The organism is Serratia marcescens (assembly GCF_001902635.1).
Lineage (GTDB): Bacteria > Pseudomonadota > Gammaproteobacteria > Enterobacterales > Enterobacteriaceae > Serratia > Serratia marcescens_F.
On record NZ_MJAO01000007.1, the window covers coordinates 209,612 to 221,787 of the forward strand.

A 12,176-nucleotide genomic window follows, 5' to 3' on the forward strand; every position below is an offset into this window, starting at 1 on the left:
CAGGAGATAACGATGAACAACAACACGAACCGGCAGCGTGCCCGGATGGCGGTGCGCGCATGAGCATTCAGATGGATTTCACCGGCAAACGGGTGTGGGTGACCGGTGCGGCGCGCGGCATCGGCGAGCAGATCGCCCGGCATTTTTTGACGCAGGGCGCCGAGGTGGTGGGTTTTGACCGCGAGTTCGCCAACCCGGATCTGCCTTACCCTTGCGTGACGCTGGACATCAGCCGGCCGGAGCAGGTGGAGGCGGTGTGCCGCCAACAGCTGGCGGAGAACCCGCAACTGGACGTGCTGGTCAACGCCGCCGGCACGCTGCGCATGGGCAATACCGAAGATCTGAGCGTGGATGACTGGCACCAGTGCATCAACGTCAACGCCTCGGGGGCGTTTTACCTGTTCCGCGCCGTGCTGCCACACTTCAAGGCGCAGCGCAGCGGGGCGATCGTCAGCATCGGCTCCAACGCCGCACACGTGCCGCGCGCGCAGATGGCGGCTTACTGCGCCTCCAAGGCGGCGCTGACCAGCCTGAACCACTGTGTGGGGCTGGAGATGGCGCCGTTCGGCGTGCGCTGCAATCTGGTGTCGCCGGGCTCGACCGATACGCCGATGCAGCGCGGCATGTGGCAGACCCGCGATGCGGAACAGCGTACCATCGCCGGCTTCCCCGAGATGTTCAAGCTGGGGATCCCACTGGGTAAAATCGCCCGTCCGGACGAAATCGCCAACGCGGTGCTGTTCCTGGCCTCCGATTTGGCCAGCCACATCACCATGCAGGACATCGTGATCGACGGCGGCGCCACGCTGGCCGCCTGAGTCAAACCCGCTGGCGGCGCAGCAGGTGCTGTGCGCCTTCCGCCGCCAGCAACAGCACCGCCAGCCAGATCGCCAGATAGGTTGGCCATTCGCTTTGGCTGATGCTCTCGCCGAGCAGCAGCGCGACGATCACCAGCAGCACCGGTTCCACATAGCTCAGTAAGCCAAACAGGCTGAACGGCAGCAGGCGGCTGGCGAGGATATAACACACCAACGCCACGGCGCTGATGACGCCGAGCAGCGGAATGCGCCAATACAGCTCGGCATTGATCTGCAGCGCCGCCGCGCCGCCGTCGCCGAAGGCGAACCAGGCCGCCGCCGGCAGCATCAGCGTCAGTTCGCACCACAGCCCGCCGAGATTGTCGGTGCCGAAACGCCGCCGCAGAATAAAGTAGAGCGGATACCCCAGCGCCACCACCAGCGTCGGCCATGAGACGCCGCCCGCCTGATACAGCTCGTTACCCACGCCAATCACCGCGCACGCTACCGCCAGCTTTTGCAGCAGCGACAGCCGATCGCGGTAGATCAAACGGCCCGCCAGCACCATGGTCAGCGGCAGCAGAAAATAGCCGAGCGACACGTCGAGCGCCTTGCCGTGCAGCGGCGCCCACAGGAACAGCCACAGCTGCACCCCCAGCAGCGCCGAGGTGAGCAGCAGGCCCAGCAGCCGCCGCGGCCGTTGGCCGATCCAGGCCAGCGTGTCGCCCACCTTGCGCCAATCACCGGACAACGCCATAAACAGCGTCAGGAACGGTAGCGTCAGCAGTGTGCGCCAGCCGTAGACCTGTTCGCCGTTCAGCGGGGTGAGGGTGGAGGTGAAATAATACATCGCGCCGAACAAGATGGAGGCGACGACCGAAAGAGTGATGCCCTTAATCACACGCATTCCTGGTGAGTGATTGATTTTATGGCGGCTACTGTAGAGAAATTTGCCGCCAACGACAATGGCGTTGCCGGGCGCTGGACAATCGGCGGCGGCGGGTTACAATGGATACTGTGTATTCATACAGGTTTTGGCGATGACAATCGATCTTTTTGAAGACGCGCTGCCGCCGCCGTGGCGCGAAGAGATCGCCCCCGGCGCGGTGGTGATGCACGGCTTCGTGCGCGATCACGGGCCGGAACTGCTGGCGGCGGTGCGGGGCGTGGTGGCCCAGGTGCCGTGGCAGCATCTGACCACCCCCGGCGGGCACGTGATGTCGGTGGCGATGAGCTGGTGCGGCAACGGCTGGACCAGCGACAGCCGCGGTTACCGCTATTCGGAACGCGACGCGCGCAGCGGCAAACGCTGGCCGCCGATCCCCCCGATCCTGATGGCGTTGGCGGACGAAGCCGCGCAACAGGCGGGCTTCGGCCCCTTCGTGCCGGATTCCTGCCTGATGAACCGTTACGATCCGGGCAGCAAGCTGTCGCTGCATCAGGATAAAGACGAGCACGATTTCGGTGCGCCGATCGTCTCCGTCTCGCTTGGGTTGCCGGCGGTGTTTCAGTTCGGCGGTTTGCAGCGCAGCGACCGGGCGCGGCGCATTCCGCTGGCGCACGGCGACGTGGTGGTGTGGGGCGGCCCGTCGCGGCTCTGTTTCCACGGCATCCTGCCGGTCAAAGAAGGCTATCACTCGCTGGTGGGGCCGCACCGCATCAACATCACGTTACGCAAGGCGCTTTAGCTGCGGCTCCTGCGCCAGGCAGGCGACGAGATAGTCGATGAACACCCGCAGCTTGGGCGGCAGGTGCTGGTTGGGGACGTAGAGCAGCCACAGACCGCCATGATAGCTGCTGAGGAAATCCCATTCCGGCAGCACCTGCACGATCTCACCGTCGTCGAGCGCCTGGCGGGCGGTAAAGTACGGCAGGCTGCCGATGCCGATGCCGATATGCCGTTTCACCGCGTCCAGCCGCACGCCGGTGTGGTTGGCGGCGTAGCGGCCGCGCACGTTCACCCTCACCGTTTTGCCGTCTCGGCGGAATTTCCATTGCGAGTCATCGGGCGTTTCTCCCAAATAGATGCAGCAGTGCGCCGCCAGATCGTGCGGGCGCCGCGGTGTGCCGTGCTGCGCCAGATAGTGCGGCGTGGCGCACAGCAGATGGTCTACTCTCATCAACTGACGGCCGATCAAGCCGGGTGACGGGCGATCGGTAATGCGCAGCGCCAGATCGACCCGATCGTCAATCAGATCCATATAGCGATCTTCCAGCCGCAGCCTCACGTCCACCTTCGGATAGCGCCGCAGGAACTCCGGCATGTGCGGGTGCAGCACGAAGCTGCCCACCGCCTTGGGCACGCTGACGCTGACCAATCCTTCGGGCTCTGCCGCGCCGCGACCGCTGACCGCCATGACGGCTTCGGCCGCCGCCAGCATGTTGCGGCAGTGCTGAAACACCTCTTCGCCGCTTTCGCTCAGGCGCAGTTTGCGGGTGGTACGGTGCAGCAGCTGCAGCGCCAGCGCCTGTTCGAGCTTCGCCACGCTGCGGCTGACGGCGGAAGGCGAAGCGCCCAGCCTGCGGGCGGCGGCGGAAAAGCTGCCGCTTTCCACCACCTGAACGAAAACGGCCATTTCGGCCAACAGCGCGTAAGAAAGATTTGTGCTCATGGCGCAAAAGTCCATTGTGATGATGACGGATTATCCCGTGATTATGGCACGAATATAATAACCCTCCGAACCGAGGAGAAAAATGATGACCGAACGACGTTATTACTACAGCGACGATTTACAGGGCCAGGCGCAGGTGTTGAGTTGCGTGCCGGCCGAGGGGGGCGTTTACGCCGTGGAACTGGACGCCACGCTGTTTCACCCGCAGGGCGGCGGCCAGCCGTCCGACGTGGGGACGTTAGGCGGCGTCACCGTAGTGCGGGTGCATCAGCAGGGGGATAGGGTGATGCACTTTACCACCGCGCCGGTGCCGATCGGGCCGGTCACGATGCAAATCGATGAAGCGCAACGTCGGCTGCACGCCCGCTGGCACTCTGGCGGGCATTTGATCGGCTGGCTGGGAGAAACCCGGGGTTGGCGGCCGGTCAAGGCCCATCATTGGCCGGGGGAAGGGCGCATCACTTTCATGCCGGGGCCGGAGGCGCAGACGGTAGACATGGACTTTTTGCAGGTGGAGCTGGCGTGCGTGATCGCCGCCGATTTACCGCGCCGCCAGCAGGCGGTGGACGGTATGCGCCAGATCGGTTTCGGCGAGCTGCCCGCCTACGGCTGCGGCGGCACCCATGTCGCCACGCTGGGTGAGGTGGGGGCGGTGATCGTCACCGGTGTCAAAATGAAGAAAGGTCAGCTGATCGTGCAGTATGAGCTGGGGTGAACAAGAGGGGGGAAGCTCAGCGCCCGGCCTGCCGCAGCTGGGTGCAGAACGCGCATTGGCATCCCGCTACCGGCACCGCCGCGCAGCTGCCGATGTTCACCGGCTGGGCGTCCATGGCGTGAAAGCCGTAAAACAGAGTTTCGATGTTTTGTTCCGCCGCACGCGCCTGCTCGGGGCGCGGTGCGGGCACCGTTGATTGAAACGCCGCGGCCTTGCCGGCCAGCAGGCTGAGAAACAGCAGCGACAGCTGGATTTTCATCATCGTCTTCCTTTGGCTGAGATTTTGATACGTTATAACAAAACGTCATCAGTGCCAAGCGGCGGCGCCGTTAACGTTATTTTTACGCGGCGTAACAATTTCTCATCCGGTTAATATTCAGACACATCTCTTGTCGATTTGTTGGCGAATACTTCAAATTACAAAAATTGCCTACCTAAACGAATATTTAGATACTCGCTGTGCGGCCTGGCCAGTGCTGACACGTTGTTAAATTTTGAGCATACGGAAAGATGCCTCTGTAGGTATCGTCACGCACTCTGGACAGGATATCGCCACCATGGGCTCCTTTTTTAAGCAAATCTATCGCTATTCCCACGCGCGCCCTTATCGACATAACGAAAATCTCTGGCCTTACGTGAAGATCGCGCGCGGCGAAGGCGGTGAAATCACCGCCTTGTGGTACAAACATCTGCCGGTGCCGATCGTGCCGCTGAGCGAACTGCGCAACAGCTGCCGGGGGGAGGCGTTGTTGACGGCCACCGGCCCGTCGGTGAAGACGCTGCGCTTCGAAAATATTCCCGGCATGCCAGCCATTGGGGTCAACGGCGCCTATTTTTTGCATCGGCAGGTGGATTTTCGCTTTTATGTCATCGTGGATATGGGCTTTATCGATAGCCGCCCGGAGGTCGTGCATGACGTCATTCAGCGGCCTGAGCTGACGCTGTTCACCACCGTGCACGGCGTAGCCCGCATCCTTGAGCGATTTGGCCAGGCGGCGATCGGCTGCCGCCTGGCGATCGTCGAGGATGCAGCCTGCAAAATTTACCGCCCCCGGATCGACAGCGGCGCGCTGTGGGAGCACTATTGCCGGGAAAGCGGCGTGGTCTTCGCCACAGAGTGCCGCACGCTCGGCTTCAGCCAGGATATTCGCTGCGGCATTTTCGACGCCGGCACCGTGGCCTACTGGGCGCTGCAAATCATCGCCTATCTCGGCTTCAGGCAGCTGTTTATCGCCGGGCTGGACATGAACAATTTCCACCAGCCGCGCTTTTACGAAACGGAGCAGGATCGGCTGCCGACGTTCTTGCCGGACAAAGTGGAATCGCTGGTGATCCCCGCCTTCCGGCACGCCGGCGCGATCATGAAGCGCCGGCGGATCGCGATAAAAAACCTCTCCCTGCACAGCGCTATCGACAGCGAGATCTTTGAGAAGGTGGACGCCGATGTTTACTTTCAGCAAGCCTGAGCGGCTTTATCGCCTTGGCAGCGCACTGTTTTTGGCCTTCGCGTTTTTCAGCGCGATATTCTGCGGGCAAACCCGCGTCAACAACCTGTTTCACCTGGCGGCGCTGCTGTGGCTGGGCGCCGTGTTCACCTGGCCGCCGTTGCGGCGGCAGTTGCTGACCAATCGCCAGGCGTTGCGAGGCGGCGGGCTGGCGCTGATGTTCCTGCTTTATTATTCCCTCAGCGCGCTGTGGGGCGAGACGCCGGGGGATATGTCGTCGGCCCTGACTCACAGCGCCTATATCCTGCTGTATCTCGCCTGGCTGGTGACGCTGCTCGACGGTGAGCGGCGTCACCAACTGCAATGGGCGATGCTGGCCGGCATTACGGCGCTGTGCCTGTATCTGACGCTGGTCGACGCCCCGTCGATTTATCATCTGCGGGAAACCACCGCCCGCAATCCGGGGCCGAGCAACGTGATCGATCTGGCCGGTTACGCCGCCCTCGCCATTCTGTTGAGCCTGATGATTTTCCGCGATACCGGGCAAAAAGCGGCGCTGTGCTTCATCCCGCCGCTGCTGGCGTTTATGGTGCTGACCCAAAGCCGTGGCCCGTTGATCGCGCTGGCGCTCGCAGTGGCAGCGGTGACGCCCTATCGGCAGAGGCCGGGAAGGTGGCTATGGGCTTTGCTGGCCGGCGCGTTGGTTGTGGCCTTTGTCATCGTTTACAGCACGGTCGGCGAAATGTTGATCGCCCGTTTTGGCGAACTGTATCAGCAGAGTTTTGTCCGCATCAGCATTTGGCGGCACAGCCTGGCGCTGATCGAACAGGCGCCGTTCTTCGGTTACGGCTTTGATAAGCAGCTCAACTTTCTCAATTACACCGGCGAGCTGAACCACACCACGCACAGCCTGTATCTCGGCGCGTTGCTGAAGGGCGGCGGCGTGGGTTTCCTGTTGTTGCTGGCGTTGCTGGGATACGGCGCACGGCTTGCCTGCCAACATGGGCGCGAAGGGCGGCGTTGGGAGGCGGCCATGTTTATCTTTATGCTGGTGTTCTACTGTTCGCAGGGGATGTTTGTGATCGCCAATCCGGCGGAGTTCTGGTACCTGTTTTGGCTGCCGCTGGCGATGCTGTGGTCGCAACCCAAACGGCCGCCGTTCAGCGGCACGCGGGCGGCAGCGCCGCCAGGGTCTTCTCCAGCACCTGTTCCGCCGCGATGATGCCGAGCGGCTGACGGCGCCGGGTGGCATCCAGCGCGGCGCCGTCAAGCGGCACATGCATCACCTGGTGCAGCTCGCCGTTCTGATAGGGGCCGGTATGCTGCGGATTGGCGGTGACGAACAGGCTGACGGTGGCGATTTTCAACGCTACGGCGAGGTGCAGCGGGCCGGTATCGCCGGTCACCAGCACCTGCAGGTTGGCGATCACCGCCAGCAGCTGCGGCAGGGTGGTCGTGCCGATATGGCTCACCACCCGCCGTTGCTGTTCCGCGCTTAAGCCCGCCATAAACTCTCGCTCGATGTCGCGCTCCGCAGCGCTGCCAATCAGCTCGATCTGATAGTCGGCGGAATGCGCCAGCAGCCGCTGTGCCAGTTGCACGAAGCGTTCGACCGGCCAGCGGCGCAGCGTTTCGGAAGCGCCCATCTGAAAGCCGATGAGAATTTTGCCCGCCGGTTTTGCGCGCGGCGGAAAAGCGACGGGAATGAACATCTCCGGATTATCGGTACGGCAGCCCAGTTGCCCTACCATGTCCAGCTTGCGTTGGATCAGGTGGCCGCCGGTGCTGCGGCTGACGCCGGTCAGCCAGCGTTCCATCCCGCTTGGTTTGTTGCCGTAAAGGTCTTTAAACAGATAGCGGCAACCGGCGGCGATGGCGACCAGCACGTCGTAAGGCGCCTTCGAGTGCAGGATGACCGCCAGCTGTGGCCGGTTTTCTCGCAACCGCTGAATAACGCTCAACATGTCCTTGGCCTTGTGGTCCCAATAAATCACGTCATGAAAGCAGGGGCTGCCCTCGACCAATTGCCGGTTCTTGTAGCTGGAGACTAACGTGATTTTTGCGTTGGGGTAGCGTTCGCACAGCGCGCGGATGGCGGGCGTGTTGAACATCAAATCGCCGAGGGCGCTGGTGGAGAAAATCACGATACGCTCAAAGGATTGCTGCGGATCGAAGCTCGCTGCGGGCCGGAGATTGCCCGCCAGGCGGGTGTAGAGACGCAAACCGGCGTTGGCCGCCGCTATTTTCCACTGTTTAGACATTGCAGTTCGTTTCCGCTTGAGATCGGCGGCCACCGTCTGGCGCCACGTCGTATCATACAAGCGCGGCAACGGCGGGCCAATGGCCCGCAACAGATTGCGACAGATGCTAACGTTATGTTTGCAATTGCCGCCGGGCGCCGCGCTTACTCCTCCCAAATCTGATAATCCGAGTAGGGGCGAGTGAAGATTTCGCGTCCCAGCGCGCGAGCGGCATCCGCCGGTCAAAGCGTTTTTCGCCTGGTTGCAGCGGGAATTGCCGCCATAAAATGGCACAAAATAAAAGTTTTACCGGCCTAAGTTATGGGAATATCAGCAAACTTTTGTTTTTACTTCACTGCGAGAACCTATCATGAGCCAGCCAAGAACTTCCGATTACCCGATTGACGCGCAATTTATCGAGCGCTGGTCACCGCGCGCGATGGCTAATGACGCCATCGACGATCACACGCTGCTGAGCTTCTTCGAAGCGGCGCGCTGGTCGCCTTCGGCCTACAACATTCAGCCGTGGCGCTTTGCCTACAGCAAGCACGGTTCCGACAGCTGGGAGAACTACCTGGAGTTCCTGATCGACTTCAACCGCGGCTGGGCGCAGCACGCCTCGGCGCTGGTGGTGATCGTCTCCAAAACCACCAGCCTGAACGGCGAGCGGCTGGTGGACAACCCGACGCACGCGTTCGACACCGGCGCCGCCTGGGCCAGCCTGGCGCATCAGGCGCACCTGAAAGGCTGGTTGACCCACTGCATGAGCGGCATCCATCACGACAAGATCAAAGCGGCGCTGCAGCTGCCGGACGACTATGCGGTGCACGCCATGGTGGCGATCGGCAAGCCGGGCGACAAAGCCAGCCTGCCGGATTTCCTGCAGGAGAAAGAGGCGCCTTCGGGCCGTCTGCCGCTGGGCAAGACCGTCAGCGAAGGGCTGAATTTCACGCTGTGATTGCCCGCTTTCCCTCAGGCCCGCTTAGCGGGCCTTTTTTATGCGGCGAGTAAAACTTAAGGAGTATGTTCTCGTTCGCTCATTCGCTGTATATTTTGTTATATAGCGATAGCGTAATGAGGAGGATACCGTGGGGGATCACTTTGGCAAAGGGCTGTTGGCGGGGTTAAAGGCGGAGAACCTGAAGCCGGAGGCGGAGCTGGCGCGGTTTTGCTCCGACTATAAGCGTGGCTTCGTGCTCGGCTATGCGCACCATTTGGCGCAGCGCTGCGGTGATGAGAACCGCGCGGCGTTCGAAGCCGGGCAGCTGAGCCGCGCCTATGGCCTCGGCAGTGAGCCGATGAGCGAGTTCTTTTCCGGCGGCGACAGCCGGTTGGCGGAGAAGTTTTTCCGCGCCGGTTATAACCGGCCGACGCAGGGCTAGCGCGGGCGGGGCGTCAGGCGGCGCTCAGCACCGCCACCATATACACGCACGGTTGGTCGCTCTGGTTTTCAAAGCGGCAGTCAGCCGGCGGGCCAAGCTCCAGGCAGTCGCCCTCGGTCATCTCGTGGCGCGCGTCACCCTCAACAAAGACCAGTTCACCGGATAAGACCCAGATCAGCTGGCGTTTGAACGCATACACCGAAGCCGGCATCGGGATCGTCGCGCCGGCCGGCAGTTCGATACGCACCAGATCGAGCGGCAGATCGGTGCGGGGCGAGACGTGGCGCCGCACGTAGCCGCTCTCGGGATCGACCCACTCCGGTTGATCTGCCCGGCGCAGCAGCCGGCCTTCCTGCGTTTCCGCCCGGGCGATCAGCTTGGACATGCTGAGGCCGAACGCCCCCGCCAACCTACCTAACAGCATCGCCGTCGGGCTGCTCTCGCCACGCTCGATTTTGTGCACCATCGCCCGTGAGACGCCCGCCCGCTCGGCCAGATCGGACAGCGACCAGTGGCGTGCCTCGCGTTCAATGCGAATGCGTGCGCCGATCAGCTGATTTAGATTGTCTAATTTAATGTTCATATCGTAGTATTATAGTGGACAATTGGCCGGGGTAAACCATGATTATACGAAATGCGACGCTCAACGATAGCGCGGCGATTGCCGCTATCTATAACGACGCGGTGTTGAACAGCACCGCCATCTGGAATGAACAAACCGTGGATGCGGCCAACCGCGCGGCGTGGATCGTCGAACGACAGGCAGCGGGCTACCCGGTGCTGGTGGCGGTGAACGCCGCGGACGAGGCGCTCGGCTACGCGTCGTTCGGCGACTGGCGCGCCTGGGACGGCTATCGCCACACCGTAGAACACTCGGTGTATGTCCATCAGACGCATCGCGGCGAAGGGATTGGCAAGGCGCTGTTGGTCGCGCTGATCGCACGCGCGCGGGAGATCGGCAAGCACGTGATGGTGGCCGGTATCGAATCCGGTAATCAGGCTTCCATCAAGCTGCATCTGGCGCTGGGGTTCCGCGAGGTGGGGCGCATGGAGCAGGTGGGCGCCAAATTCGGCCAATGGCTGGATCTCACTTTCCTGCAGCTGAAGCTGGACGAGCGGGCGGCGCCGCCTGCGCGCTGATCTCGGGAGACAGGGCGATGAATATGCTATTGCTGCTGATCGCGGCGGGAATGGGGCTGGTGGTACAGAACCTGCTGATGGTGCGCATTACCGAAAGCGTCTCGACCATCCTTATCACGCTGGTGATCAACTCCAGCGTCGGTTTGCTGCTGCTGGTAGGGCTGCTGCTGGCCAAAAACGGCCTCGGCGCGGTGGCGGAAGTGACCGGCGCCGCCAGGTGGTGGATGCTGTTGCCGGGGCTGCTGGGATCGCTGTTCGTGTTCGCCGGCATTCTGGGTTACCAAAAACTGGGTGCGGCGACCACCATCTCGATCCTGGTCGCCAGCCAGCTGTGCATGGGGTTGCTGGTGGACGTCTACCGCGCCGGCCCGGCGGCGCTGCGCGAGAACCTGCCGGCGCTGGTCGGTGCCTTGTTGCTGGTGGCGGGCGCCTATCTGGTGGCGAAACGCAGCTTTTGAGGGGGGCATAAAAGCCCAAAAACCGTTCGGAGCGCAGTGTGTCAGCAATGACTTTTTCAAGAGATTATCGAGCTTACTCATTGAACCAAGCCCGATAACGCCAGTTTGCTCCGCGCATTGGGCTTGAGCTAGCAAATGTATGCTATTTGACCTGGTATTGACGGTATCAAAATGAACGATGTGGTCGTATTCACTATGCAAAGTGCAATAAACACACCCTAAATGACAGCCCCGATAGTGGTTTATAGTCTATTGAGTACTGAATTATTGGTGATATTTTGATGTCGTCAGGATCCTTTACCCGCCCAAAACCCATCTTCATCGCGTCCTTGGGGCTGAAGAAAGAGCGAGGAAATACGTGGATATGTATAAAATATAGTCGTGTAGCGAGTTTAAGGCTGAGAATGGAATGGATTGCGCTGATTTAAAACAGGTAATCCGAGAGGCGAAAGCGAAGTTTGAACCGCGTGTTTCCATTGAAATAAAACTGTACCCGTTCGTACTCAGTCTCCATGATTGCAATAGCGCATCAGGCTACCATCCTTCTGGTTGTTTTTTTGAACGCCTCACGATTTAAAATATAAATTTCTGTCTCTTTAACAAGGCAACGCTGCTGATAGCGTCTTATCTTTCTTCATTGAACTAGTCAAGAAGGCCACCCATATTCTTTCGAAGGAAAAAACTGTATGGCCAACGAGTAGGTCTACGCTAATTTAGATAATCTCACCCTTATCAGCAATGTGTATTGCATGGTTGATATTCTTGGCTTGTATTTTATGCTTGATGTTCTTCACATGAAATTTTATCGTGTTTACAGATATGTTAAGATTGCGTGATATTTCAGTGTACTCATCGCCTTGTGCTAGCATGCGCAACACTTGCCTTTCACGCAGAGACAATGTGTTGTTTTCCAGGTCTTTTTTCATATTACATTCCGTTGTTTGAAAACATGTCATGAATATGGTTAGGTTTTGCGGCTTCCGAAAAAAGAAGAATGCAGGATACAACATTTCTTAATGTAAGGAAGTGTCATACATAATTAATGTTATATGCGTCATATTTCCAGGCCGTAAGGGAGTGCCTGTATTCCTTCACACCAATCATGTGGTTGTGCTCTGCAAGATGTCTGGTTTAGCGGCTTATATACAGACTGAATAGTTCAGTCTATGAGTTAATTACTCACTTATTATTAGCGTTTCATATTGTCTGCAACATGAAATGGAAAATGTGGTTGCCCACGTGAACTCGTGTGGAACGTTGACAATGAATCACACCGCTTGAAATGGGAAATGTCTTTAATATTAGTGAGATGGACTGCCGTGTTAATGCTTATTCTAATTGGTGATTAAATGTAGGTGAATTATATGATTGTACGATAAAAAACTAT

15 protein-coding genes are annotated in these 12,176 nt (G+C 59.8%); 9 read left to right on the forward strand and 6 right to left on the reverse strand.

What is annotated here, in order from left to right; translation table 11 throughout:
- The first annotated feature begins 59 nt into the window (after positions 1-59).
- Complete coding sequence (gene dhbA, locus BHU62_RS09325) at positions 60-818, forward strand: 2,3-dihydro-2,3-dihydroxybenzoate dehydrogenase (RefSeq protein ID WP_073531653.1); 759 nt, start codon at positions 60-62, stop codon at positions 816-818.
- Position 819: 1 nt separating this feature from the next.
- On the opposite strand, the gene rarD is transcribed toward dhbA, so the two are convergent.
- On the reverse strand, positions 820-1,698 hold the full coding sequence (gene rarD / locus BHU62_RS09330) for an EamA family transporter RarD (protein WP_073531654.1): 879 nt from the start codon (positions 1,696-1,698) through the stop codon (positions 820-822).
- Between the two features lie 139 nt (positions 1,699-1,837).
- Between rarD and alkB the strand changes: the two genes are divergently transcribed.
- Positions 1,838-2,485 (forward strand): DNA oxidative demethylase AlkB, encoded by a 648-nt coding sequence (gene alkB / locus BHU62_RS09335; protein WP_073531655.1) that lies wholly within the window; start codon positions 1,838-1,840, stop codon positions 2,483-2,485.
- Here the strand turns inward: alkB and BHU62_RS09340 are convergent.
- Positions 2,468-3,409, reverse strand: a complete 942-nt coding sequence (locus BHU62_RS09340; protein ID WP_073531656.1) for a LysR family transcriptional regulator — start codon at positions 3,407-3,409, stop codon at positions 2,468-2,470. The two genes, alkB and BHU62_RS09340, sit on opposite strands and share 18 nt — an antisense overlap.
- 85 nt (positions 3,410-3,494) lie before the next feature.
- On the opposite strand from BHU62_RS09340, the gene BHU62_RS09345 reads away from it, so the two are divergent.
- Complete coding sequence (locus BHU62_RS09345) at positions 3,495-4,124, forward strand: hypothetical protein (RefSeq protein ID WP_073531657.1); 630 nt, start codon at positions 3,495-3,497, stop codon at positions 4,122-4,124.
- Between the two features lie 16 nt (positions 4,125-4,140).
- On the opposite strand, the gene BHU62_RS09350 is transcribed toward BHU62_RS09345, so the two are convergent.
- On the reverse strand, positions 4,141-4,383 hold the full coding sequence (locus tag BHU62_RS09350; RefSeq protein ID WP_073531658.1) for a hypothetical protein: 243 nt from the start codon (positions 4,381-4,383) through the stop codon (positions 4,141-4,143).
- A gap of 298 nt (positions 4,384-4,681) precedes the next feature.
- On the opposite strand from BHU62_RS09350, the gene BHU62_RS09355 reads away from it, so the two are divergent.
- The gene (locus BHU62_RS09355; protein ID WP_073531659.1) at positions 4,682-5,590 is read left to right on the forward strand and encodes a sugar glycosyltransferase; all 909 of its coding nucleotides are present in this window, start codon (positions 4,682-4,684) and stop codon (positions 5,588-5,590) included.
- Entirely contained in the window at positions 5,568-6,791 is a 1,224-nt protein-coding gene (locus tag BHU62_RS09360) for an O-antigen ligase family protein (protein ID WP_073531660.1), read from the forward strand. The genes BHU62_RS09355 and BHU62_RS09360 overlap by 23 nt, the downstream gene beginning before the upstream one ends.
- On the opposite strand, the gene BHU62_RS09365 is transcribed toward BHU62_RS09360, so the two are convergent.
- A complete protein-coding gene (locus BHU62_RS09365) occupies positions 6,730-7,830 on the reverse strand; it encodes a glycosyltransferase family 9 protein (protein ID WP_073531661.1) in 1,101 nt (366 codons plus the stop codon). The genes BHU62_RS09360 and BHU62_RS09365 overlap by 62 nt on opposite strands.
- Before the next feature lie 349 nt (positions 7,831-8,179).
- Here BHU62_RS09365 and BHU62_RS09370 point away from each other — a divergent pair, with 349 nt between their 5' ends.
- The gene (locus tag BHU62_RS09370; RefSeq protein WP_073531662.1) at positions 8,180-8,767 is read left to right on the forward strand and encodes a nitroreductase family protein; all 588 of its coding nucleotides are present in this window, start codon (positions 8,180-8,182) and stop codon (positions 8,765-8,767) included.
- A gap of 130 nt (positions 8,768-8,897) precedes the next feature.
- Positions 8,898-9,191, forward strand: a complete 294-nt coding sequence (locus tag BHU62_RS09375) for a DUF2623 family protein (RefSeq protein ID WP_073531663.1) — start codon at positions 8,898-8,900, stop codon at positions 9,189-9,191.
- A gap of 13 nt (positions 9,192-9,204) precedes the next feature.
- Here BHU62_RS09375 and BHU62_RS09380 read toward each other — a convergent pair whose 3' ends face one another.
- Positions 9,205-9,774 (reverse strand): helix-turn-helix domain-containing protein, encoded by a 570-nt coding sequence (locus tag BHU62_RS09380; protein WP_073531664.1) that lies wholly within the window; start codon positions 9,772-9,774, stop codon positions 9,205-9,207.
- A gap of 38 nt (positions 9,775-9,812) precedes the next feature.
- Between BHU62_RS09380 and BHU62_RS09385 the strand changes: the two genes are divergently transcribed.
- Both BHU62_RS09385 and BHU62_RS09390 read left to right on the forward strand, forming a co-directional pair.
- Positions 9,813-10,331, forward strand: a complete 519-nt coding sequence (locus BHU62_RS09385; RefSeq protein WP_073531665.1) for a GNAT family N-acetyltransferase — start codon at positions 9,813-9,815, stop codon at positions 10,329-10,331.
- A 17-nt stretch (positions 10,332-10,348) separates the two neighbouring features.
- The gene (locus BHU62_RS09390) at positions 10,349-10,789 is read left to right on the forward strand and encodes a DMT family transporter (RefSeq protein WP_073531666.1); all 441 of its coding nucleotides are present in this window, start codon (positions 10,349-10,351) and stop codon (positions 10,787-10,789) included.
- Between the two features lie 713 nt (positions 10,790-11,502).
- Here the strand turns inward: BHU62_RS09390 and BHU62_RS09395 are convergent.
- Entirely contained in the window at positions 11,503-11,715 is a 213-nt protein-coding gene (locus BHU62_RS09395) for a helix-turn-helix domain-containing protein (protein ID WP_073531667.1), read from the reverse strand.
- Positions 11,716-12,176 lie beyond the last annotated feature (461 nt).